19 protein-coding genes are annotated in these 24,391 nt (G+C 64.4%); 4 read left to right on the top strand and 15 right to left on the bottom strand.

What is annotated here, in order from left to right:
• Positions 1–79 precede the first annotated feature (79 nt).
• The 10 genes from gyrA to HU825_RS13885 form a co-directional block, all read right to left on the bottom strand.
• Positions 80–2,887 carry a DNA gyrase subunit A gene (gene gyrA / locus HU825_RS13930; protein WP_054094803.1) on the bottom strand — a complete coding sequence of 936 codons (2,808 nt, stop codon included), beginning with the start codon at positions 2,885–2,887 and terminating at the stop codon, positions 80–82.
• Positions 2,888–3,038: 151 nt separating this feature from the next.
• Complete coding sequence (gene mtnA, locus HU825_RS13925) at positions 3,039–4,115, bottom strand: S-methyl-5-thioribose-1-phosphate isomerase (RefSeq protein WP_234302271.1); 1,077 nt, start codon at positions 4,113–4,115, stop codon at positions 3,039–3,041.
• A gap of 146 nt (positions 4,116–4,261) precedes the next feature.
• Complete coding sequence (locus HU825_RS13920; protein ID WP_234302270.1) at positions 4,262–6,640, bottom strand: efflux RND transporter permease subunit; 2,379 nt, start codon at positions 6,638–6,640, stop codon at positions 4,262–4,264.
• 17 nt (positions 6,641–6,657) lie between these two features.
• The gene (locus tag HU825_RS13915) at positions 6,658–7,641 is read right to left on the bottom strand and encodes a WD40/YVTN/BNR-like repeat-containing protein (RefSeq protein WP_138301098.1); all 984 of its coding nucleotides are present in this window, start codon (positions 7,639–7,641) and stop codon (positions 6,658–6,660) included.
• Positions 7,642–7,959: 318 nt separating this feature from the next.
• Positions 7,960–10,620 carry an aminopeptidase N gene (gene pepN, locus HU825_RS13910; protein ID WP_234302269.1) on the bottom strand — a complete coding sequence of 887 codons (2,661 nt, stop codon included), beginning with the start codon at positions 10,618–10,620 and terminating at the stop codon, positions 7,960–7,962.
• A 233-nt stretch (positions 10,621–10,853) separates the two neighbouring features.
• Positions 10,854–11,693, bottom strand: coding sequence for a DUF2797 domain-containing protein (locus HU825_RS13905; RefSeq protein WP_043298514.1), 840 nt, complete (start codon positions 11,691–11,693; stop codon positions 10,854–10,856).
• Positions 11,693–11,971 (bottom strand): YeaC family protein, encoded by a 279-nt coding sequence (locus HU825_RS13900; RefSeq protein WP_043298511.1) that lies wholly within the window; start codon positions 11,969–11,971, stop codon positions 11,693–11,695. The genes HU825_RS13905 and HU825_RS13900 overlap by 1 nt, the downstream gene beginning before the upstream one ends.
• Before the next feature lie 70 nt (positions 11,972–12,041).
• Positions 12,042–12,902, bottom strand: coding sequence for a rhomboid family intramembrane serine protease (locus tag HU825_RS13895; RefSeq protein WP_234302268.1), 861 nt, complete (start codon positions 12,900–12,902; stop codon positions 12,042–12,044).
• Entirely contained in the window at positions 12,899–13,870 is a 972-nt protein-coding gene (locus HU825_RS13890) for a metallophosphoesterase (RefSeq protein ID WP_234302267.1), read from the bottom strand. Before HU825_RS13890 ends, HU825_RS13895 begins: the two co-directional genes overlap by 4 nt.
• Positions 13,870–14,757: an NAD(+) kinase gene (locus HU825_RS13885; protein WP_008567101.1), complete on the bottom strand. Its 888-nt coding sequence runs from the start codon at positions 14,755–14,757 to the stop codon at positions 13,870–13,872. Before HU825_RS13885 ends, HU825_RS13890 begins: the two co-directional genes overlap by 1 nt.
• A 177-nt stretch (positions 14,758–14,934) precedes the next feature.
• Between HU825_RS13885 and HU825_RS13880 the strand changes: the two genes are divergently transcribed.
• Complete coding sequence (locus tag HU825_RS13880) at positions 14,935–15,873, top strand: DUF1853 family protein (protein WP_234302266.1); 939 nt, start codon at positions 14,935–14,937, stop codon at positions 15,871–15,873.
• A gap of 85 nt (positions 15,874–15,958) precedes the next feature.
• Positions 15,959–17,176 carry a chromate efflux transporter gene (gene chrA, locus HU825_RS13875; protein ID WP_234302265.1) on the top strand — a complete coding sequence of 406 codons (1,218 nt, stop codon included), beginning with the start codon at positions 15,959–15,961 and terminating at the stop codon, positions 17,174–17,176.
• A gap of 39 nt (positions 17,177–17,215) precedes the next feature.
• Here the strand turns inward: chrA and HU825_RS13870 are convergent, their stop codons facing one another.
• The 3 genes from HU825_RS13870 to HU825_RS13860 all read right to left on the bottom strand — a co-directional run bounded on the left by HU825_RS13870 (position 17,216) and on the right by HU825_RS13860 (position 21,790).
• Positions 17,216–18,148: a 1-aminocyclopropane-1-carboxylate deaminase/D-cysteine desulfhydrase gene (locus tag HU825_RS13870; protein WP_234302264.1), complete on the bottom strand. Its 933-nt coding sequence runs from the start codon at positions 18,146–18,148 to the stop codon at positions 17,216–17,218.
• Complete coding sequence (locus HU825_RS13865) at positions 18,148–19,512, bottom strand: chromosome partitioning protein ParA (RefSeq protein WP_234302263.1); 1,365 nt, start codon at positions 19,510–19,512, stop codon at positions 18,148–18,150. Before HU825_RS13865 ends, HU825_RS13870 begins: the two co-directional genes overlap by 1 nt.
• Before the next feature lie 247 nt (positions 19,513–19,759).
• Positions 19,760–21,790: an NADPH-dependent 2,4-dienoyl-CoA reductase gene (locus HU825_RS13860; protein WP_234302262.1), complete on the bottom strand. Its 2,031-nt coding sequence runs from the start codon at positions 21,788–21,790 to the stop codon at positions 19,760–19,762.
• A gap of 182 nt (positions 21,791–21,972) precedes the next feature.
• Here HU825_RS13860 and HU825_RS13855 point away from each other — a divergent pair, with 182 nt between their 5' ends.
• Positions 21,973–22,983, top strand: a complete 1,011-nt coding sequence (locus HU825_RS13855) for a carbon-nitrogen hydrolase family protein (protein ID WP_234302261.1) — start codon at positions 21,973–21,975, stop codon at positions 22,981–22,983.
• On the top strand, positions 22,980–24,023 hold the full coding sequence (locus tag HU825_RS13850) for an AraC family transcriptional regulator (RefSeq protein WP_234302260.1): 1,044 nt from the start codon (positions 22,980–22,982) through the stop codon (positions 24,021–24,023). Before HU825_RS13855 ends, HU825_RS13850 begins: the two co-directional genes overlap by 4 nt.
• Here HU825_RS13850 and HU825_RS13845 read toward each other — a convergent pair whose 3' ends face one another.
• Positions 24,024–24,254, bottom strand: a complete 231-nt coding sequence (locus tag HU825_RS13845) for a hypothetical protein (protein WP_156714362.1) — start codon at positions 24,252–24,254, stop codon at positions 24,024–24,026.
• Entirely contained in the window at positions 24,251–24,379 is a 129-nt protein-coding gene (locus tag HU825_RS13840; protein ID WP_077683320.1) for a DUF2474 domain-containing protein, read from the bottom strand. Before HU825_RS13840 ends, HU825_RS13845 begins: the two co-directional genes overlap by 4 nt.
• Positions 24,380–24,391 lie beyond the last annotated feature (12 nt).

The following is a 24,391-nucleotide window of genomic DNA, read 5'->3' as shown; positions in this document are numbered from 1 at the left end:
ATAACCAGCCATTCGGAACAACTCCCCTTCGCCAGGTGTGGCGAAGGGGCACCCACTCAAGCGGTCGCTTGCCGCCAGATCACTGCTCGTCGTCGGTAGGCACGACATCAGGCGACACGTCGCCAGCGCCGCCCAGCAACTCGTCTTCACTCGGTTCGGTGCTGATCACGGGCATCTCTTTCTCCAGCGCTTCCTCGTTGAGCAGCGCCTCGATGTCCTCCAGCACTTCCTCTTCGGACGGTTCCTGCACCCGCTCCAGGCCGACCAGATGCTCACCCTTGCCGAGCTTGATCAGCGTGACACCCTGCGTGTTACGACCCAGCGACGACACTTCGTCGACGCGCGTGCGCACCAACGTGCCCTGGTCGGAAATCAGCATGATTTCCTCGCCCTCGAGCACCTGCACGGCACCGATCAGCGGACCGTTACGCTCGTTGGTGACCATGGCGATGACGCCCTGACCACCGCGGCCGCGGCGTGGAAACTCTTCCATCGCGGTGCGCTTGCCGTAGCCACGCAAGGATGCGGTAAGGATCTGCGCACCCGATTCCGGAATCAGCATCGAGATGATGCGCTGCCCTTCGGGCAGACGCATACCGCGCACACCGCGGGCGTTGCGGCCCATGATGCGAACCTTGCTTTCCTTGAAACGGATGACCTTGCCGCCATCGGAGAACATCATCACTTCTCGCGCGCCATCCGTCACGGCGGCGGCAATCAGGGTGTCGCCCTCCTCCAGTTTCAGTGCGATGAGGCCCGATGTACGAGGCCGGCTGAACTGCACCAGCGGCGTCTTCTTGACCGTACCCTTGGCGGTCGCCATGAAGATGTAGGCGCCGGTCGGCTCATCCCGACCGTCATCGTCGGCGTCTTCCGACTCGCTTTCATCCGCCTCGTCATGCTCGATGACCAGCGCTTCGTCATCCAGCTCCTCGTCGCCTTCTGGCGCCTGCTTGCGCAGCGCTTCCAGATCGACTTGAAGCATGGCGGTGATACGCTCGCCCTCGTCGAGCGGCAGCAGGTTGACCAACGGTCGGCCGCGCGAGGTGCGCGATGCCTCGGGAATTTCGTAGGTCTTGAGCCAGTAGACCTTGCCCTTGCTGGAGAACAGCAACAGCGTGGTGTGGCTGTTGGCGACCAACAGGTGCTCGACGTAATCCTCTTCCTTCACCCCGGTCGCGGCCTTGCCGCGGCCGCCACGGCGCTGCGCCTGGTAGGCGGCCAGCGGCTGTGATTTGGCATAGCCGCCGTGGGAAATGGTGACTACGCGCTCTTCTTCGGTGATCAGGTCGGCCAGCGTCAGGTCCAGGCGGGATTCGAGAATCTCGGTGCGACGCGCATCGCCGAAATCGCGCTTGACGTTCTCCAGCTCCTCGCGAATGACTTCCATCAGCCGCACGGGGTTGGTCAGGATGCGGATCAGCTCGCCAATCTGAGCAAGGATTTCCTGGTATTCGCTGAGCAGCTTTTCGTGCTCGAGCCCGGTCAGGCGGTGCAGACGCAGATCGAGAATCGCCTGGGCCTGCTCCGGCGACAGGAAGTACTTGCCTTCGCGCAGTCCGTACTGCGGATCGAGATTCTCCGGGCGGCACGCATCGGCACCGGCACGCTCGACCATCGCCTCAACGGCGCTGGACTCCCACGCGGTGGAAATCAGCGCATCCTTGGCGTCGGCCGGCGTCGGCGACGCTTTGATCAGCGCGATGACCGGATCGATGTTGGACAGCGCGACCGCCTGGCCTTCGAGAATATGGCCACGCTCACGCGCCTTGCGCAGTTCGTAGACGGTACGCCGGGTGACGACTTCGCGGCGGTGACGAACGAACGCTTCCAGCAGCTCCTTGAGGTTCAGCGTGCGCGGCTGACCATCGACCAGCGCCACCACGTTGATGCCGAATACGCTCTGCAGCTGGGTCTGGGCATAGAGGTTGTTGAGGATTACCTCCGGCACTTCGCCGCGACGCAGTTCGATGACCACGCGCATGCCGTCCTTGTCGGACTCGTCACGCAGCTCGGTGATACCTTCTATCTTCTTCTCTTTCACCAGCTCGGCGATCTTCTCGATCAGCCGCGCCTTGTTCAGCTGATACGGCAGCTCGGTGATGACGATCTGCTGACGACCGCCGACCTTGTCGATGTCCTCGATATCGGCGCGCGCGCGGATATAGATGCGCCCACGGCCGGTACGATAGGCCTCGATGATGCCGGCACGGCCGTTGATGATGCCTGCCGTGGGGAAATCCGGACCGGGAATGTAGCGCATCAGCTCATCGATGCTGATGTCGGCGTTATCGATCAGCGCCAGACAGCCGTCGATGACCTCGCCGAGGTTGTGCGGCGGAATGTTGGTCGCCATGCCCACGGCGATACCGCTGGAACCGTTGACCAACAGGTTCGGGACTTTGGTCGGCATGACCGCCGGAATCTGCTCGGTGCCGTCGTAGTTCGGCACCCAGTCGACGGTTTCCTTGTCCAGGTCCGCGAGCAGTTCGTGCGCCAGGCGCGCCATGCGCACCTCGGTGTAACGCATGGCGGCCGCCGAGTCGCCGTCGACGGAACCGAAGTTGCCCTGGCCGTCGACCAGCATGTAGCGCAGCGAGAACGGCTGAGCCATACGCACGATGGTGTCGTAGACCGCCGAATCGCCGTGTGGGTGGTATTTACCGATCACGTCGCCGACCACACGGGCAGACTTCTTGTACGGCTTGTTCCAGTCGTTGCCCAGCTCACTCATGGCAAAAAGCACGCGGCGATGCACCGGCTTCAAGCCATCGCGCGCATCCGGCAGCGCCCGCCCGACGATGACGCTCATGGCGTAATCGAGGTAGGACTGCTTGAGTTCGTCTTCGATATTGACCGGGAGGATTTCTTTGGCCAGTTCGCCCATGGAAGCCTGGTTCCTTTTAGTCAGCAGGGTCCTGCGATAAGCGCGGAATGGTAACACAAGGCAGGGAGTCGCTGGAGGCCGACGGCGTAACGAAGAAGCATGCCGGATGGCCAGCGACGCGGATCAGAGACCGTCGTGCCGCGAGCGAAATTCAGTGCAGCCGCCTATGACTCAGCAGTGCCTCGATACCTGCGGTGCTTGGGCGCTCGACCACGCCTTTCTCGGTGACGATCACGTCGATCAGGTCGGCCGGCGTGATATCGAAGACCGGGTTGAAGGTTTCGACATCCGCAGCACAGCGCTGGCCGTTGACCTCCAGCAGTTCCGTACCGGCACGCTCCTCCAGCGGTATGTCATCACCGCTTTCCAGCGTCAGGTCGATTGCCGAAGTCGACGCCACCACCATGAAGCGCACACCGTGGTGCATGGCCAGCACCGCCAGCGAGTAGGTGCCGATCTTGTTGGCAACATCGCCATTGGCGGCAATGCGATCGGCGCCGACGATGATCCAGCTGATAGCGCGAGTTTTGAGCAGGTGCGCAGCCGCCGAATCCGCATGCACACACACCGGGACACCTTCGCCCTGCAACTCCCAGGCGGTCAGCCGCGAGCCCTGCAGCCAGGGACGGGTTTCACCGACATAGACACACTCCACCAGGCCGCCGAGATGCGCGGCGCGAATCACCCCCAGCGCCGTGCCGAATCCGCCGCTCGCCAGTGCACCGGTATTGCAGTGGGTGAGCAGATTCTGCGGACTGCCCCGGTGCTTGCGGATCAGCTCCAGGCCGAACTGCGCCATCGTCAGGTTGGCTTCGCGATCGCTGGCGTGAATCGAAGCGGCCTGAGCTTCGAGCGCTACCAGCGGGTCTTCTCCCGGCTTGAGTCGTTCCAGCCGCTCGCGCATCTGCCTCAAGGCCCAGAACAGATTCGCCGCGGTCGGACGCGACTCGGCCAGCAGGCGGAAATCCTCTTCCAGCGCCAGGCGCCAGTCACCCTCCTTGGCAAGGCGCGCGCGCAGCCCCATTGCCAGTCCATAGGCGGCGCAGATTCCGATAGCCGGCGCACCGCGCACCACCATCTCGCGGATCGCGCTAGCCACGTCGGCGGCGGTATCGCAGGTGTGCCAGATCTCCTGCATCGGTAGGCGGCGCTGGTCCAGCAAGCGCAGTCGCCCCTCGCACCAGTCGATCGACTTCACCTTCTCCATCGCCAGCAAGCGCTCGCGCATGACCTTCCCTCTGCACTGGACAAAAGCGGGCGATTATACGCCGATGCCCTTTCGCTTGGCTCGAAAGCAAACACATCGCCAGCATTCGCATGCGCAAAAAAAGGCCCGCATCTCACGATGCGGGCCTCGACCTGACGAAGCGTGTTTCAGTGCGCCAACAAGGAACCTCCCACCTTGCCAGCCAGCTTCTCCGGTTTGATCAGGAAGCGCGCCAGTGCCGGCAGCAGCCAAAGGGCGCCGAACATGTTGACGATGAACATGAAAGTCAGCATCAGGCCCATGTCAGCCTGGAACTTAATCGCCGAGAACATCCAGGTCGCCACGCCGATCGCCAGGCACAGACCGGTGAACAGCACCGCCTTGCCGGTGGACTTGAGCGTTTCGTAGTAGGCCTCCTGCAGCGGCAGCCCGGCACGCAGGAAGCTTTCCAGGCGGCTGTAGATATAGATGCCGTAGTCCACGCCGATACCCACACCCAGCGCAATCACCGGCAGCGTCGCGACCTTCACGCCGATACCGAGGAAGGCCATCAGCGCATTGCCGAGAATCGAGGTCAGGATCAGCGGCAGCACGATGCAGATCGTGGCAGCCAGCGAGCGGAAGGTGATCAGGCACATGCCGGCCACGCACAGGTAGACCAGGATCAGGATGATTAGCTCCGACTTGGCAATCACCTCGTTGGTGGCGGCCTCGATACCGGCATTACCCGCCGCCAGCAGGAACTCCAGCCCTTCGCGATTGTTCTCCTCAGCGAACGCCTCAACGGCCGCAACCACTCGCTTGAGCGTCTGGGCCTTGTGGTCATTGAGGAATACCATTACCGGTGCCACGGAGCAATCGGAGTTGTACAGCCCCTCGGCGCGGGAAATCGAGTTATTGAGCACGTCCTGGTTGCGCGACAGCGTTTCCCATTTCAGGCTGCCCTCATTCATCCCTTTGATGCCCTGCCGGGCAACCGAAACCATGGAGACAGCCGACTGCACGCCCTCGGTGTTTTCCATCTTCCACATCAGCTCGTCCATTGCCGAAAGCGTGTCGTAGTGCGAGCAGCCCTCAGGAGCGGTTTTGACCATCACCACCAGCACATCGGAACTGGTGGAGTAGTTGCGGATGACGAAATCGTTGTCCTGGTTGTAGCGCGAATCCGGGCGCAGCTCGGGCGCACCCTGATCCAGGTCGCCCACCTGCAGATGCTGTTTCTGGTACCAGAAGCCACCGACCGCCACCAGCAGCGCCAGCACCACTGAAACCGGTGCGACCGCCGGGTGCGCGAAGTTGGACAGCAGGCGCCAGAACGGGTGGTCGCTGACGGCATCCTTCTTGCTGCGCGCGACCGCCTTCTTGCTGATGCCGATGTAGGAAATGGCCACCGGCAGCAGGATCAGGTTGGTGAAGACGATCACCGCCACACCGATGGAAGCACCGATCGCCAACTCGCGAATCACCCCGATATCGATGATCAGCAGCGTGATGAAGCCCACCGCATCGGCCAGGATGGCGATCATGCCCGGCAGGAACAGCTGGCGGAATGTGCGCCGGGCGGCGGTCAGCGCATCGTCGGCATCGCTGGACTGCTGCGCGATGCCGTTGATCTTCTGCACACCGTGGGAAATGCCGATGGCGAAGATCAGGAACGGCACCAGCATCGAATAGGGATCGAGGCCGAAACCGACCAGATGCATCAGCCCCAGCTGCCAGCCCACCGCGATCAGCGTGGTGATCAGCACCGCGATGGTGCTGCGGATGCACCAGGTGAACCAGTAGAGCAGGACCAGGGTGATCAGGAAGGCGATGGCGAAGAACGCGACGACCATGACCAGACCGTCGATCAGATCCCCGACCTTCTTGGCGAAGCCGACGATATGGATCTCGACGTTGGGGTTCTGCGCCTCGTATTTGTCGCGAATCTTCTCCTCGAGCTCATGGGAGAACTTCTGGTAATCCAGCTTGATCTGCCGGCTCTGATCGTTCGGATCGGAGTACGACTCCTGCAGCGGCACGTCGATGATCGAGGAGCGGAAGTTGTTCGCCACCAGCCGGCCGATCTGGCCGGACTTGAGCACGTTGTTGCGCAGCTCGTTCAGGCTTTCGGCGGAACCATCGTAAGTCTGCGGGATCACCTCGCCACCGTCGAAACCCTCCTCCGTCACCTCGGTCCAGCGCACGCTTGGGCTCCAAAGCGACTTCATGCCGGAGCGGTCGACGCCTGGGATGTAGAACGCCTCGTCATGGATCTGCCGCAGCGTTTCCATGTACTCCTGAGTGAAGATAGTGCCTTCCTTCGCCTCCACCGAGATGCGCACGGTGTTGCCCAGGTTGGCCAGATCGTTGCGAAACTCGATCATCTTCTTGATGTATGGATGACTCAGCGGAATCATCTTTTCGAAACTGGTGGACGGGCGAACCTGCGTCGCCTGGAAGAACAGGAAGATGCTCGCCAGCAGACACAGCAGAATCACGACCGGCCGGTTGTTGAAGATCAGGCGCTCAAGAAATGTTGCCTTGTCCTGGTGATGCGAACTCATGGTGTATGCCCCGATTCTTATTGTTTTTTAGCGAGTTCTTCGCCGTTCGCATCCGCGAGGTACACCCCGCCCTGCCCGACCAGAACCAGTTCACCGCGCTCGTTGACCAGTGCGCTCGCCAGCGAACGCCGATCCCCACGGTGAATAACGCTGAACGTCCGGCCGCCATCGCCGCTGGTCAGCACCGCACCCCCATGCCCGACGATCACGACGCCGCTCTCGGTAAACACGCCGCCGGCGAGGCCGGAGCGCAGCGGACGACCTTCGTCGCTCACCTCGATCTGTTTCCAGCTGGTACCGAAATCATCCGAGCGGAACAGGTGTCCACGCAGCCCGAAGGCCAGCACCACGCCAGGCCGCTCGCCCAGCACGCCGAACAGCGACCCTTCGTATGGTGCTTCGACACGCTCCCAGCTCTGCCCTAGGTCTGTCGAGCGGAACATGCTGCCCATCTCACCGACAATGAACAGGCCGGAGCCTTCGATATGGGAGATGGCGTTGAGGTGATAACCGTCCTCGTTGTCGAGGCGGTCGCTGATGTCGTTCCAGGTTTCGCCGCCATCGGTCGTTTCGATCAGTGCGCCGTACGCCCCCACCGCGATACCGTGCCGCAGATCGGCGAACCAGACGTCCAGCAGCGGGGCTTCGCGCTCGCGGTCTTCATGCTGCGCCGTCCAGGTCAGGCCACCGTCACGGGTAACCAGCACCAGCGCATCGTGACCGACAGCCCAGCCATGCTGAGCATCGACGAAGTGAATGGCGGTCAGCATCTGCCGGGTCGGCACGCGGGCCTGAGTCCAGCTGCTACCGGCATCGTCGGAATAGAGAATGTGGCCACGATCCCCTGCGGCAACGAGACGAGAGCCGGCCTCGGTGATGTCGAGGAGGAGAGTTGTCGCCGCCTTGGGCGACTGGATCGAATCGCGAGCCTGGATATCGCTGGCGGCCAGCAGCGGCAACGGCGCACAGGCCAGCAACATGAGCGCGCAGCAGGAAAACATGCTGGCAAGCGGGCGAAAACGCGTCACGGCCGTCCGAATGGGACTCGTGGCGCAGCCGAAGTGTGTGCGCCGCAGAACGGGCTCACGCATACATACCCCCTTTATTCTTATTAGGTAAGGGCCTGCTATGGCAGACGAAGCCATGCTAGCCAGCTTCCGCGCGCGCTTACAATTGGCCGGACGTTATGATTTGTTAACTCGCCAAAACGCTCACCCGCTGGGGTGCAGCGCCTTCCAAGAGGCATTTCTGGCCGCCCGTTGCAGACGACGATGGGTGGAAGTCACGCGGTCGCCAGCGCGCTTCCACCATGCTTGGCCTCAGGCGAGGCTCTTGCTCACCACTTCGTATACATCGCTGGACAGCTCGCCGGACGCCAGGATGCGCTCCAGCTCGCCCTTCATCAGCGCCTGGCGCGCGTCGTCGTACTTGCGCCAGCGGGTCAGCGGCGCCAGCAGACGCGAGGCGATCTGCGGGTTCATCGCGTTGAGGGTGATCACCTGGTCGGCGAGGAAGCGGTAGCCGGCGCCATCGGCGCGGTGGAAGTTCACCAGGTTCTGGTTGGCGAAGGCACCGATCAATGCGCGCACCTTGTTCGGGTTCTTCAAGGTGAAGGCCGGGTGCTGCATCAGCGTCTGCACCCGCTCCAGGCCGCCGGGCAACGGGCTGGCCGCCTGCACGCTGAACCACTGGTCCATCACCAGCGGGTTATCGTGGAAGTGCTCGGCAAATACCTCCAGAGCCTTGGCGCGCTTCTCCTCGAACGGCGAGTGGGTCAGCGAGGCCAGCGCCGACAGGCGCTCGGTCATGTTGTCGGCATTATCAAACTGGTCCAGGCACAGCGAGAGGATATCCGCACGCTCGCTGAACATCAGATAGGCGAGCGCGATGTTCTGCAGCGCGCGGCGCGCGAAATGCTCCGCCGAAGCCACGTAGGGTGTCTGCCGCGAAACTTCGCGGTGGTTCATGTAGCGCTGGTAGAACGGTTCGAACAAGCGGCTGCCGATTTCCCGGCGGGCAAACTCGCGTGCCGCATGGATGGCATCGACATCCGCCACTTCGCTGATCTCGGTAAGGTAGGCCTCGCCCGGCAGCGAAAGCATCTCGGCGACCATCGCCGGATCGAGAGCGTCGTTCTGCAACACACTACGCAGCGCCTCGACCAGACGCTCGTCCATCGCCAGTGCCTCGCCGCGCTGGTGCTGACCGATCAGCTCCTGCAGCACCTGCACCGACAACTGTTGGCCCGCTTCCCAGCGGTTGAAGCCGTCGGAATCGTGCTGCATGAGGAACATCAGCTGATCGCGGCTGTAGGGAAACTCCAGCTTCACCGGCGCGGAGAAGCCGCGCAGCAGCGACGGCAGCGGGCGTTCGGCCACGTCGACGAAGGTGAAGCTCTGCTCGGCCTCGGTAACCGCCAGCACCCGGCTGGTGCCCACGGCCTGTGCCTCGCCTTCGAGACGCAGCGGCATGTCCGCGCCATCGGCAGTCAGCAGCCCCAGCTCCACCGGGATCAGGAAAGGTTGCTTGGTCGGCTGGCCCGGAGTCGGCGGGCAGCTCTGGCGGAAGGTGAGGCGATAGGTCTGCGCCGCCGCATCGTAGTGTTCACTGACCGACAGTCGCGGAGTGCCGGCCTGGCTGTACCAGCGCTTGAACTGCGACAGGTCGGCGCCGTTGGCGTCCTCCATCGCCTTGACGAAATCATCGACGGTCACCGCCTGGCCGTCGTGGCGCTCGAAGTACAGGTCGCTGCCCTTGCGGAAACCGTCTTTGCCGAGCAGCGTCTGAATCATGCGTACCACTTCGGCACCCTTCTCGTAGACCGTCAGGGTGTAGAAGTTGGAAATCTCGATGAACGATTCCGGGCGCACCGAGTGGGCCATGGGGCCGGCGTCTTCGGCGAACTGGTGGGTGCGCAGGTAGGCTACATCCTCGATACGCTTGACCGTCGCCGAGTTCATATCGGAGGAAAACTGCGCATCGCGGAAGACGGTGAAACCTTCCTTGAGCGAGAGCTGGAACCAGTCGCGGCAGGTCACCCGGTTGCCCGACCAGTTGTGGAAATACTCGTGAGCGACGATCGCCTCGACGCGCTGGTGCGCGGCATCGGTGGCAGTTTCGGCGCGGGCCAGCACGGCGCTGGAATTGAAAATATTGAGGCCCTTGTTCTCCATCGCCCCCATGTTGAAGTCGTTGACCGCGACGATCATGAAGATGTCCAGGTCGTACTCGCGGCCGTAGGTCTCTTCGTCCCACTTCATCGACTTCTTCAAGCTGTCCATGGCGTGCTGGCACTTGTCGATGTTTTCCGGCTCGACGTAGATGCGCAGCGCCACGTTGCGCCCGCTCATGGTGGTGAAGCTGTCCTCGACGCACCAGAGGTCGCCGGCCACCAGGGCGAACAGGTAGGCCGGCTTCTTGAACGGGTCTTCCCAGGTTGCCCAATGACGACCGTTGTCCTCGCTGCCACTGGCAATCGGGTTGCCGTTGGACAGCAACACCGGATAGGCCTTCTGCTCGGCGCTCACGGTGGTGGTGAACTTGCTCATCACATCCGGACGGTCGAGGTAATACGTAATCTTGCGAAAGCCCTCGGCCTCGCACTGGGTGCAGAACATGCCGCCTGACTTGTACAGCCCTTCCAGCGCGGTGTTGGTTTCCGGATGTATGACCACCGAACTGTCGATGACGAAGCTTTCGCTGTCCGGCTGCAGGGTCAGGCACTCTGCGCCGATCTGGTAGTCGCCCGCGTCCAGCTCGCGGTCATTCAGCGCAATGGACAGCAGCTCGAGTTGCTGACCGTGCAGCTCCAGCGGTGGCAACTTGCCGGCCGGACGCTCGGGATTGCGGCGCATCACCAACTGAGCGTGTACCAGGGTACGGTCCTCGTACAGCTCGAAGGTCAGGTGAGTTTCATCGATCAGGTACTCAGGCGCCTGGTAATCCTTCAGATGAATGACTTTCGGTTGTTCGGTACGCATGGAAACCTCGTCGGCTGAGCTTCAAGCGGCACGCTTCAAGCGGGAATGTGCAATGTATGCCAGCCCGGGAGACCGGGCTGTGGATGAGTCCGAGCTTAGCGTCTGTCGCAGCGGACTTGTAGGGTGGAAAACGGCCCAGCCTTTTCCATGCGACTGCTCCGTCCTACTCATCCTTGAGCGGGGCATGGGCAACCGGCGCCAAGCGGTGGAAAAGCGCTTGGGGCATTCTCCACCTACGCAGCGGCGCTGGCGGCCACCTGATAGGCCGTGAACTTGCGGATGTTGATCACGCCGGTGTCGAGAATCAGGTACTGGCCCTTGATGCCCTTGAGCGTGCCCTCGACCACCGGCGTCTTGTCCAGATCGAGGCTGACCACCTTGGTCGGGTAGGCGTCTATCGGATAGCGGATTTCCACCACTTCCGCGTCGGCCAGCGGCTGAATCGCCTGCAGACCGAAACGCTGCTGCAGATACCGCAGCCCTTCGGCGCAGGCATCGAAGATGTGCTCGCGCGTCTGGATCAGGTCGAGCGGCTCGGCATCGCCTTTGAGCAGTGCTCGCCAGTTGGTGCGGTCGGCAACCTGGCTGCGCAGCAGGTCTTCGACCAGGCCCGATTGCTGGCGAGTGGCGACGCGCATGATCGGCAGCGCCTGGCTCGCACCCTGGTCGAGCCAGCGCGTCGGTAGCTGCGTGGCGCGGGTGATACCGACCTTGATGCCCGAGGAGTTCGCCAGATAGACCACATGATCGGTCATGCAGAACTGCGTACCCCAGTCCGGGTCGCGACAGGTGCCCAGTTCGTGGTGGCACCTCTCGGGGCTGACGATGCAAGTGTCGCACTGCGGCAGTTTCTTGAAGCAGGGATAGCAGTAGCCCTGGCTGAAGCTCTTGTTGGTCTTGCGCCCGCAATGAGTGCAGTGGATGGCGCCCAGGTATTCCAGGCGAATCTGCCGGCCGATCAGCGGGTTGACCGGCACCAGCCCTTCACCGAGGCGAAATGCATACTGCACCGGCACGCCGGATTCGAGCTGGACCGCCATCTTCTCCAGCGCGCCGCGTCCGAGTTCCCGCATCAGTGGCGGGTTCCCGAAGCCGGGGCAAACAGGCTGGTATCGATGGGGGCCTCGGCCTTCTTGCTCTTGGAGCCGCACTCCTGCCCGCCCATGTAACCGGTGCGCTCTTCCTCGGGAAGGTTCTTCATCTCCCAGGCGATGATCGCCTGCATGCAGGTTTCCTTCTGCTCGGGAGTCAGCTTGCGGCCGTCAGCCCATTTGCCGAGCTCAATGGCCTGTTTGAGGCTTGTGTAGATTTCGGGGGTGATGTTTTCGGCGGTTTGGATAAAGGACGACATGGCCAGCTCCCAGGGAAACGAGCGGGCATTCTACCGGAATTGGCCGCTGGCGACCCGACAGCAGCCGCAGTTACCGCCTGCTGCGCGCCAGCAGCCCACCGACAACACCGGTGGCGCACCCAGCTACCAGGCCGCCGACATGCGCAGCGTTGGCGATAGCCAGGGTGCCGAAGCTCAATACATCGATGACGCCGCTCAGGCAGATCACCAACCAGACCAGCATCAGCCCTACCACGCCCGGTGGCAACCGGTAGGCCGCGTTCGGCGCGAGGCGCTGGAACAGCCAGCAATGGCCGAGCAGGCCGTAGAGCACACCGGACAGGCCGCCGAAGATGCCCGGTCCACCGAACAGGTACTGCGCGAAGTTGGACACCAAGCCGAACAGCACGGTCAGGACCAGCAGCATCCAGGCGCGCTGACGGGCTTCGATCCGCCGCCCCAGCTCCCAGAACCACATGCCGTTCATCGCCAGGTGGAGGATGCCAAAGTGCACGAACATCGGTGTGAGCAGCCGCCACCACTGTCCCGCCGCCAGCGTCTGCTCCAGCGTGGCGAAATAGACGTACTCGCCGTCGATGCGAAAATCGACGAAGTTCAACCAGCGGATGGCCGCGAAGTTGTCGCCGAGCTGGGTAATCAACGCGGCCAGCAGCGTGACAACCAGTACCGACGCCGTGAGCGGGCTGGCACGCAAGGCTGCCATGAAACCACCGCGCCGCCGCGGCTGATCGGCCACCGGCACGGCGCCGCCGTCGGGATAGCGCGCATAGAGTTCACGCACCTGCTCGACCGCTGCGTCCGGCACCCGCAACACCTGCTGGTCGCCCTCCACCGAGACCCGGCACGGCACCCTTAGATGGTGCAGCAGCCCGATGAATCCACTCAGATCCTGCGACAACGGCAGGCGCAGGGCCTCGACCACGACACTCATGTACGGAACACCGCGCAAACGTCGACCCAGGCGAACTTCGCCGGGTCCAGTCGAGTTTCCTGATCCAGCCGATACGCCACCAGCTTGCCCTTCTTAACCGCGCTGTAATCCAGGCAGGCCAGGTTGTCACGCAGCGGCCCCGGCTGCCCGCGCCGCCAATAGTGGCCGACGAACAGCAAGGGTTCGTCCGGCCCGTAGAGGAACAGCCGGCTCTTCTGCTGCGGTGACAGCGGCAGACGCGCCGCATGCTCCGGCAGGCCCCCGGGCTGAAACACCACATCGCCGTAGGTCTGCGGGTTTTCCTCCCAGAACTTGGTGCGGAAGAAGGTGCGCACGAAACCTTCCTCACTGGTCAGCGTCATGCCGTGCGGCAGCGGCATGTCGGTACCGCGCAGCAGCCGGTCCAGCGCCTGACAGATGAAACTGCCGGGCAGCCCCGCTTCGCGCAGAAGCGCCGGGTTGATCCGCCCTTGGTTGAGGAACGGTTGCAGGCGGGCGATCACATCGGTATCCCAGCACGCGTGCACCGCGCGGAAACGCTCGGTCTCCAGATACAGCGGCAGCTCGTAGAACCAGTCACGAAAGGCCTGCCATTCGGCGGCGTGGTGTTCGAACTGCTGGAAGGTTTCCTGCAGCAGGCGAGCGAAGCGCGGCGAGCGATCACGCACGAACTCCCGGCCGCTGCCCGGCGGCGCCCTCATGTACCAGCCCAGCGCATTGAACTCGTGGTTGCCCATGATGCAGTGCGCCTGCTGGTGATCGACCATGTCGTGCACCAGATGCAGCGCCTCGCGGATATGCGGCCCGCGGTCGATGATGTCGCCGAGGAAGATCGCCTGTCGGCGCGGATGTCGCCAGACACCGCCCTGCAGGCGATACCCGAGCCCATCCAGCAGGCGTCCCAGCGCATGAGCGCAGCCGTGAACGTCGCCGATCAGGTCGTAACCGCGTTCGGGATCGAGCTCCATCAATCGCCTCCGCCGAGGCGACTGCCCCAGCCGAGCTTAGTCCGGCAGACTTCGTAGTAGTTGTGATCCAGCGGGTGGATCAGGTGCAGCTTCTGCGATTTCTTGCGCACGGTGACGGTATCGCCCGGCGCGCAGGTGAAATGGTTCTGCCCGTCGCAGGACACCTGCGGATAGATCTGCATGTTCGACGAGACGACGATCTTCAGCTCGCTGTTGCCGTCCACCACGATGGGCCGGCTGGACAGCGTGTGCGGGTACATCGGCACGATGACGATGGCGTCCAGGCGCGGATGCATGATCGGCCCGCCGGCCGAGAGCGCGTAGGCGGTAGAGCCGGTCGGCGTAGCGACGATCAGGCCGTCGGCCTTCTGGCTGCAGACGAACTGGCCGTCGATGAACAGCTCGAACTCGATCATCCGTGTCGACTTGCCCGGGTGCAGCACCACATCGTTGAGCGCATCGCCCGCCCCGATGGTTTCCTCGAAGCGCCGCGCCTGGGCTTCGAGCAGGAAGCGGTTCTCCAGCGTGTACTGCCCGCTGAGCACCTCGGCGACCTTCTCTTCCAGCTCGTCCGGCTTGATGTCGGTGAGAAAGCCCAGACTGCCGCGGTTGATCCCCAGCACCGGCACGCGATGCTTGGCCATCGCCCGTGCGGCACCGAGCAGGCTGCCGTCGCCGCCGACCACGATCACCAGATCGCAGGCCTCGCCCAGCCGCTGGCGCGAGGAGGTCTGCATACCGTGACCGGGCAGTACCTCGGCGATGTTTTCCTCGAGGATCACGTGCAGGTGGCGCTCGACGAGAAACTTCTTCAGCCGGCGGATGGTATCCAGCACCTGGGAACTGCCCAGGCGGCCGATGATGCCGATATTGCGAAATTGCTCCATTGAGGCTCCCAGGTGTGCATGGCGGGACGGGGCAGGCGAACAGTGCCGGCGAAGCAAGCGGCGGGCACGGACTCACATCGCTTATGAACACGCGCAGGCGCATGTGATCCACCGGCGCGGCGATTATGGGCGAAACCGCGAACCAGCGGCAAACCAACCTCGGCTATGCTGCTTGGCATGTCTATTCCCAGTCTGTACGACTTGCCGGCACGCCTCCTGGACCCGCAGGTGCGCGACCTCGCCTGGGCCATCGTCTCACCGCCGCTCCTCGACGGCGACACCAAGGCGCAGCGCCATCCGCTGGCGGCGAGCCGTTGGCTGGCCCAGCCGGAGCTGCTGGCCGACTGGCTGTTGCGCCAGGACCGCGATCCTTCGGCGCTGCATGGCTGGCTTGCCAGCCGCAGCATTCGCCGGCTCGGGCTGTATTACGAGCGGCTCTGGCAATTCGTGCTCTGCCAGGTGCCGGATGTCGAACTGCTGGCAGCGAACCTGCCGATCCGCCAGGCCGGGCACACGCTGGGCGAGCTGGACCTGCTGCTGCGCGACGTCGAAGGCGTGCACCACCTCGAACTGGCCGTGAAGTTCTACCTCGGCCTCGATCGGGCTGAAGGACATCGGCACGATCACTGGCTGGGGCCGGGCAGCCTCGATCGACTGGACCTTAAACTGGCGCATCTGCGCGAGCACCAGTTGCCGCTGGCAGGTGCGGAACCCGCCACCGCGCTGCTGCGCGAACTGACCTGCCAGCCGGTCCACAGCAGTTTCTGGCTAGGCGGCTATCTGTTCCGACCATGGCCCTCCGGCTGCGCGCAACCTGCCGACTGCAATCCGCAACACCTGCACGGGCGCTGGCTCCGTCAGGCGCAATGGCCCGAACTCCTGCATTCGCAACCAGCCACCCAGTGGCAACCGCTGGCACGCCAGCGCTGGCTGGCACCGGCGCGCATCGACGCGGGGCAGCTATGGACGGCTGCGGACTTTGCCGCCTGGCTCGCCAACGCTCCAGTCGCAACGCAGCCCCGATTGCTGGTACGCCTGGAAGCCGATGCGAATGCTTGGGTCGAACAGGAGCGCCTGTTCCTGGTAAGCGATGACTGGCCAAACCTGGCGCACTGAGGTACTTCAGCTTGTCATGAAGTCCGACTAAGCTGGCCGACCGCCAGCGTGCAACACTCTTCGCGTACCTGCCAACGGACCGATCATGACTGCTCCGCATCGCCCTGCCGCGACCTCGCAATCCAGTATCTGGGCGATCTTTCTAGTGTTCCTGCGCCTGGGCCTGACCTCGTTCGGTGGACCGGTTGCGCATCTTGGCTTCTTCCGCAACGAATTCGTCGAACGCCGCCGCTGGCTGGACGAACGCAGCTACGCCGATCTGGTCGCGCTGTGCCAGTTCCTGCCAGGTCCGGCGAGCAGTCAGGTCGGTCTGGCCGTCGGTCTGCTGCGCGGCGGCTATCGCGGCGCCCTGGCGGCCTGGGCGGGTTTCACTCTGCCTTCGGCCATCGCCCTCGCCCTGTTTGCCATCGGCATCCGTTCCTGGGGCGATGCGTTACCCAGCGGTGCGCTACAGGGCCTGAAGATCGTCGCCGTCGCGGTGGTGGCCCAGGCCGTGTGGGGCATGAGCCGCAGCCTGTGTACCGACCGCCTGCGCATCGGCATCAGCGTTCTTGCGGCAATCACGCTGCTGGCGTTGCCCTCGGCCTGGACACAGGTGGCGGTGATTGTCGTGGCCGGCCTGCTCGGTCTCTGCTGGTTCCGCACCAACAGCGCACCGGCTACCACTGAGCTGAGGGTCACGGTCGGGCGGCGCAGCGGATTGGTCTTGCTGGCGCTGTTCCTCACCTTACTGCTCGGCCTGCCGCTGCTTGCGCAAGCGTCCTCGAACTCCCTGCTGGCGATGGTCGATGCGTTCTATCGCACCGGCTCGCTGGTGTTCGGCGGCGGTCACGTGGTGCTGCCATTGCTGCAGGCCGAAGTGGTGCCGGCCGGCTGGGTCGATCAGGACGCTTTCCTCGCCGGCTACGGCGCAGCGCAGGCCGTGCCCGGCCCGTTGTTCACCTTTGCGGCATTCCTCGGTGCCTCGATGAACATCGCACCCAGCGGCTGGCTGGGCGCAACCGTCTGCCTGCTGGCGCTGTTCGTGCCGTCGTTTCTGCTAGTCATCGGGGCCCTGCCGTTCTGGCAGCAGCTGCGCCAGAGTTCGCGCACCCAGGCGGCGCTGGGCGGGATCAATGCGGCGGTCGTCGGTCTGCTGCTTGCCGCGCTCTACGATCCGGTGTGGACCAGCGCCATCGGTGGCCCCACCGACTTCGCTGCCGCCCTGCTGGCGCTCGCGGCGCTGATGGTCTGGAAGCTGCCGCCCTGGCTGGTCGTGGCGGCAGGTGGTATCGGCGGCTGGCTGCTCGGTCTCACCGGCTGACCACGTCTAGGCAACCGGCGCAACGCGCGACCAGGCTGCTCAGCAACGCAAGCGCAATAACTGTTCCTCGGCGGCGCGACGCCCTTGCAGCCCGCCGGTATGGACGAACACCAGCCGGCTGCCGGCGCCCCACTCGCCCGCTTCGATGCGCGTGCGCAACGCCAGCAGCGCCTTGGCGGTATACACCGGATCCAGCGGCAGTCCGCTGTCGCGCTCGGCCTGCAGGATGAACTTGGCGAGCTCGCCATCGAAACGGCCGAACCCGCCGCGACTGGCATCTACCAGTCGGTACCCGGCATCCGCCCGACCGGCCTCGTCCAGCAGCCGCCGCACGTTGTCCGGCACTGCATGTGCCGGTGGACCGGCCAGCGCACCGATCACCGGATGGTTCCCAGCCTCGCCGATCACCAAGCCAGCAAGCGTCGTCCCGGTACCGACCGCCAGCCAAAGCGCTTCATAGTCATCCCAGCCGATCTCGCCCAGCCGCGCGCGAATCTGCGCCACCAGCGTCACGCAGCCCAAGGCGCCGGCCAGCCCGCCGCCGCCCTCGGGTACACAGTGATAATTCGGATAGAGCGCCCGCCAGGCGTCCCAGAACTGCGGCTGATGGCGTGCACGGTAGCCACCGTAGCCCAGCCAGTGCAGCCGCATGCCGAAACGCTGCAGGTCGCGCACGGTGGGCGTGTCCTGCTCGGTGCCGCGCAGCAGGCCTACGGTCGCCAATCCAAAGCGCTGCCCGGCCGCCGCCAGTGCGTGCAGATGGTTGGAGTGCGCGCCGCCGAGGCTGATCAGGCCGGGAGCCTGTGCCGCGTGGGCAGCGGCAAGATGATGCGAGAGCTTGAACCACTTGTTGCCCGACAGCTCCGGATCGACCAGATCCAGACGCAGCACCGCCAGACGCACGCCACGCAACCAGTCGAATCGTAGCTCGTGCAACACCACGCCGGCTGCGAAAGAATCCACGACGACCATCAGCTGCCGGTACGTTCGCGGCTCTCGGCGCGATGGCGCGAACAGCAATTGGATTGACCGATGACGAAACGGCTCGGGGTGTCGATCTTGTCGAGGGGAATGGCGCAGCGCTCGCCGCTCGGCAGACGCCCCACGCAGGCGGGCTGTTGATAATGCTCCAGCCACTGGCGGTACTGCTCCTCGGAAACGGAGCACTTGGCGGCGGCATAGGCCTGCGGGTTGGCCTGGTAGCGGACCATGTCCTGCAGGGCGATGGTGAGATGCCCAGCCCCAGGATGGTAAGCCATGAACTGCACGCCCTGGCGTGCCAGCTGCTCGAGAATCCGATCATCCTTGCGGGCGGCCAACTCGTCGCGCTCGGCGGTCAGACGGCGTACCTCCTCCTCGAACTGCGCGTCCAGCTCGTTGCGGTAGGCCAGCTCCACATCGCGGATGGCGACCTGCTCCTTGTACTCGGCGACGGCCGCAGCGATGCGCGCCTGCGCTTCCTGCTCGAACTGATCACGCGCCGCAGTGACTTCGATTCGACCGTTCTTTTCCAGTGTGCGCAGCTGCCGGCTCATTTCCTCGCGCGCGCTCTGAAAGGCCTGAGCCTGCTCGACGACCTGCGCGTGCAAGCTGGCGTTCAGATCGACCTGCTGCTGCAGACGCAACTGCAGGTCGGCCAGCTCGCCTTGCAACTGGCGAAGCTGAGCCTGTGCCGCTTCACGCAGTCTGGCGAGATCCTCATCCCGCTGGCGCTCCAGATTGGCGATGCGCTGGCGCTGCTGTTTGATCAGCAGCGCGGCCTTTTGCCGCTGCTCCAGCGCGGTGGCTTCCGAACGCTTGCCGACTTCGCCCTTGGCCGCCTCGCGTGGATACCAGGCATCCTCGGCCACCATCTGCAGACGTTCGGCCGGCACTGCGGTCGGTGCTTCTTCTTCCACCAGCAGGCCGAGCTGATTGCGCTTCACCCGTTCGACCAGCAGCGAAAAGACCTTACTGGTTTCGCCGTCCTGATTAGGGTCCCACAGATGCATCTGGTGCCACGTCACCGGGCACTGGCTGCGGCAAGCGAGACGGATCGGCCCCGCGCCCAGATCGGGCCCGCGCCCGGTACGCTCGGCCAGGTTGCGCAGCGGGATGTTCCAGCCCTTGTCGGCTGAGCCGTCATCGTTGAAATCGATGTAGAACAACACGGCCGCGCGAATCAGCAGCCGCGGATCGATCAGCACATAGGCCGCGCGCATTTGCTGGTCGGCGAACTCGCGCAGATTCACCACGCCATCGAGCACGGCCTCGAATTCGGGAAACAGCATTTCCTTGCAGATGCCGCCTTCGTTAAAGAACAGCACGGCCTCGACCATCTGCGGTTTGATCTGCATTGTCGATGTCCCTTTTCGCTCGCAAGCAAGGCAATGGTAGTCGGCAGATAGCGCATCGCCATCAGCGCGCGCGGCTATCTCGCGGGTTGCGCAAGTTTAGGGGAAACGATTGCGGGGGCAATGTGACTGGGTTGGCAGCGACCCGGCCGCTCAGATGGCGCAGGCACGCCAGCCGGTTTTATTTGCGATGGGTTTGGCTAAAGCAAACGCTGCGACCCGGCATTGCACCGGGCCGCAGCACGCAACATCAGAGGCTCGCCGCCAACCGGCAACCTTGATCGATGGCACGCTTGGCATCCAGCTCGGCGGCCACATCCGCACCACCGATCAGGTGTACCGACACACCGGCCGCTTGCAGGCCATTCTGCAGCTCGCGCAGCGGCTCCTGCCCGGCGCAGAGAATCACCGTGTCCACCGGCAGCACCACCGGCTCGCCTTCGGCGACGCGGATGTGCAGGCCGGCGTCGTCGATCTGCAGGTATTCGACCGCGCTGATCATCTGCACGTGCTTGTTCTTCAGCCCGGTGCGATGAATCCAGCCGGTGGTCTTGCCCAGGCCGTTGCCGACCTTGGATTTCTTGCGCTGCAGCAGATAGACCTGCCGCTTCGCCGCATGCGGTGCCGGCTTCACCCCAGCCACGCCGCCGCGCGCCTGCAGACCGAGATCGATGCCCCACTCCTTCCAGAACGCCTCGCGATCGAGGCTGGTGGACTCGCCATCATGGGTAATGTATTCGGAGACATCGAAGCCGATGCCGCCCGCGCCGATCACCGCGACCTTCTGCCCGACCGGCTTGCGCTCGAGAATTGCATCCAGGTAGCCGATCACCTTCGGATGATCGACACCCGGAATGTCCGGCGTGCGCGGAACGATCCCGGTGGCCAGGACAACCTCATCGAAACCGCCGGCGAGCAACTCGTTCACCCCGACGCGGGTGTTCAGACGCAGCGTGACGCCGGTTTCCTGCAGTCGATTGCCAAAGTAGCGCAGCGTCTCATAGAACTCTTCCTTGCCCGGCACGCGCTTGGCGACATTGAACTGCCCCCCGATCTCGCCGGCCGAGTCGAACAGCGTCACATCGTGGCCGCGCTCGGCGGCGACCGTTGCTGCGGCGAGGCCGGCGGGACCGGCACCGACCACCGCGATCTTCTTCACCGTGCTAGTGGGAATGTAGTTCAGCTCGGTCTCGTGGCAGGCGCGCGGGTTGACCAGACAGCTGGTCAGCTTGCCGCTGAAAGTGTGGTCCAGGCAGGCCTGGTTGCAGCCGATGCAGGTGTTGATCGTCTCGCCATGACCGGCGGCCGCCTTATTGACGAATTCCGGATCGGCCAGGAACGGTCGAGCCATCGACACCATGTCGGCATCGCCCTCGGCCAGCACCTGTTCGGCAACCTCTGGCGTGTTGATCCGGTTGGTGGTGATCAGCGGAATCTTCACCTCGCCGCGCAGCTTGGCGGTGACCTTGGTGAAAGCGGCACGCGGCACCTTGGTGGCGATGGTCGGAATCCGTGCCTCGTGCCAGCCGATGCCGGTGTTGATCAGCGTGGCGCCGGCCTGTTCAATGGCCTTGGCCAGCGTCACCACCTCGCTCCATTCGCTGCCGCCCTCGATCAGGTCGAGCATCGACAGCCGGTAGATGATGATGAAGTTCGGCCCGACCGCATCACGCACGCGCGTGACGATCTCCACCGGCAGGCGCATGCGATTCTCGTAGCTGCCGCCCCAGCGATCGGTGCGGTGGTTGGTGTGCGCAACCAGGAACTGGTTGATGAAGTAGCCTTCCGAACCCATGATCTCGACGCCGTCGTAGCCGGCCTGCTGGGCCAGCCGGGCGCAGTTGACGAAGTCCTGAATCTGCTTCTCGATCCCCTCCTCGTCCAGCTCGCGCGGCGTGAACGGGTTGATCGGTGCCTGAATCGCGCTCGGCGCTACCAGCTTGGGACTGTAGGCGTAGCGCCCGGCGTGCAGGATCTGCATGCAGATCTTGCCGCCTGCCTCGTGTACCGCCTGGGTGACGATCTTGTGCTCTTCGGCCTCCTCGACCGTCGACAGCTTGGCCGCGCCAGCACGTACCGAGCCTTCCTCGTTCGGTCCGACGCCGCCGGTGACGATCAGCCCGACACCGCCACGGGCGCGCTCGGCAAAAAAGGCGGCCATGCGCTGGAAGCCATTGGGCATTTCCTCCAGGCCGGTGTGCATGGAACCCATCAGGGTGCGATTGCGCAGCGTGGTGAAGCCCAGGTCGAGCGGAGCCAGCAGATGCGGGTAGGCGGTCATGGTCGTTCCTCATGGCAATTGCCGCGCCTCGTGGGACGCAGTCGATGTGCAGCGACGATAACCACAGCCATTCACCCGCTCAATGATCAAAAGTGACAAGTTCCTGATCACTTCGCGCAAAAGGGTTGGCAAGCCCGGCAGCCTTGCCTAGTCTGATCGCCTGCCCCAAGCCGATCCGACTCATGCGCGTCTATCTGAAATTGCTGGTACTTCTGCTGCTCGCCCTGACCGGCCTGGCCCTCTACCTGAACTGGACCGGCGACCGGCGCAGCGGCCCGCTGCTCTCCGACCTGCGCACACTGCCGATCCACAGCGTCGGCGTGCCGGGTGACCACGGCAACCTGCTCGGCATCGAGACGCGGCTGCAGCCGGCCGACTATCAGAGCCCGCAGCGGCTGCGGCTGAAGTTCGCCACCTACCTCGATCAGGCGCGCGACGCCGGCCTGCTCAATCCACGAACCATCGTCGTGCTGCCCGAGCATGTCGGCACCGGCCTGTTCGCGCTCGGTGAAAAGCCCGAAGTGCAGCAGGCGCGCACGCTGCGAGATGCCATGCAGTGGACGGCGCTGAGCAATCCTGGCCGCTACCTGCGCGCGCTGACCGGCAACCGGCAGAGGGATGACCGGCGCACCGAGGCGGTGCTGCTGCTCAAGGCGAAACGGATGGCCGAGGCCTATCAGACGATCTTCGGCGAGCTGGCGGCGCACTACGGCGTCACCCTGGTGGCCGGTTCCATCGTGTTGCCGGAACCGCGGCTGGAACAGGGCCGCTTGCGAGTCGGCGAGGGTCCGCTGCGCCAGATCAGCCTGACGTTCGACCGTTCCGGCCAGCCGATCGGCCCGTTGCAATACAAGCGCGCACTGGGTCGCTACGAACGGCGCTACAGCGCGGCGCCGGATCATATCCAGCGGCAGACGCTGGCTACGCCGGCCGGCCCGCTGGCGGTGCTGATCGGCTGCGACGCCTATCACGAGGCTCCGCCGGCAGACGCTGTGCTGCTCGCTGTGCCCGGCGCACGCGACGACTGGGCCGAAGCCTGCTCCGAGGCCCCCGGCATCGCCGCGGACCAGCGCCCCTACATGGCGGTGCGCACGCTCGGCGTGCCGTGGAACCTGCTCGGCTCGCCGCGCAAGCCGGCGCGTAACCTGCACGGCACGCCGGTGCAGCTGACCAATCTGTGGTTGCAACGGTGACGCTCAAAGCACAGCCGGTGCGGCTGGGCGATCTCTCGGTCAGCTTCACGCTGAGTCTGGGCGAAGCCCTACGCGAGCGCGGCCTGGACCCGCGACTGCTGCTCGCTGGGTACGGACTGGACGCCGAGCGCCTCGCCGAGCCACAGGGGCGGCTGTCGATTCCGCGCTACATGCGCCTCGGTCACGCGGCCATCCAGCTGGCCGGCGATGCAGCGCTCGGTCTGGACATGGGTCGCTTGCGCCTGCCGAGCCACCTCGGTCTGGCCGGCATCACCGCGGCCCAGGCGCCGAACGTGCGTGAAGCGGCGCGCACGCTGATCCGCTTCGAACCGTTGTACGCATCCAACTACCGCGGCAGCTCCAGTTTTCACGAAGACGCCAGCGGCGCCTGGCTGCGCTTCTATTCGATCAGTCCGTACAACGCGTTCAACCGCTTCGTGGTCGACACCGTCCTGGCCAGCTGGTTGACCCAGCTGCAAAGGCTGGCCGGCGAGCGCCTGTTGCCCACCGCCGTGCATATCGAATTTCCCGCCCCCGATTACGCCGCCTGCTACGAGGCGCTCTTCGGCCGCGCCGTGGCGTTCGGCGCCAGTGCTAACGAACTGCATCTGGATCAGGCGGCGCTCGCCCTGCGCAACCCGGAGCATTGCCCGGCAACCTGGCGGCAATTGCTGGCCTTCTGCGAGGCCGAACTGACGCGCCTTACGCGCACGCGCAGCCTGCGCGAGCGCGTCACCCAGGTGCTCGGCCCACTGCTCAAGGGTCAGGAGCCGGACCTGCAGCAGATCGCCAACCGTCTGCAGCTGCCCAGTTGGACGCTACGGCGCAAGCTGCACGAGGAAGGCACCCGCTACCGCGACATTCTCAACGACACGCGGCGCGATCTGGCGATGGCCTATATCCGCGACACCGATTCGGCGTTCGGCGAAATAGCCTGGCTGCTCGGCTTTTCCTCGGCCGAAGCCTTTCAGCGCGCGTTTCGCCGCTGGACCGGGCAGACGCCCGGCGCGTACCGCCGCGCCCAGCGTCAGCTGCCCTGATCAGAGCTCGACGGCGTCTTCACTGGCGTCTGGGCAATCCTGTTCGGCGGCACGCAATTCGAGTAGTTCGTCCTGGTAGTCGTCCATCGTTCTGGCTCCAGTCTGCAGAAATGGCTCATGCGGATTCGCATCAAGCCTCGTGCCAACCAAGCTATAAGCCGCAGATGAAGGAACGATGACGTCCGCGCGGGGTGCTGCCCGCACCGACGAAGTGCACAGGCCTTCGCTCACGCACTCAAACCGGCCGCCTGCATCGCCTGGCGCAACAGCCAGGCGACCACCGCCAGCGCCAACACGCTGCCGCTCCAGAGCAGCACCAGCCAGGCCAGACGCCGCCACAACGTCTTCTGCTCCATACCAGACATGAC

This window comes from Pseudomonas phenolilytica, from assembly GCF_021432765.1.
GTDB classification, from domain to species: domain Bacteria; phylum Pseudomonadota; class Gammaproteobacteria; order Pseudomonadales; family Pseudomonadaceae; genus Stutzerimonas; species Stutzerimonas phenolilytica.
Note: the sequence above shows the minus strand (reverse complement) of the source record. Positions and strands in the feature narration are given on the sequence as shown.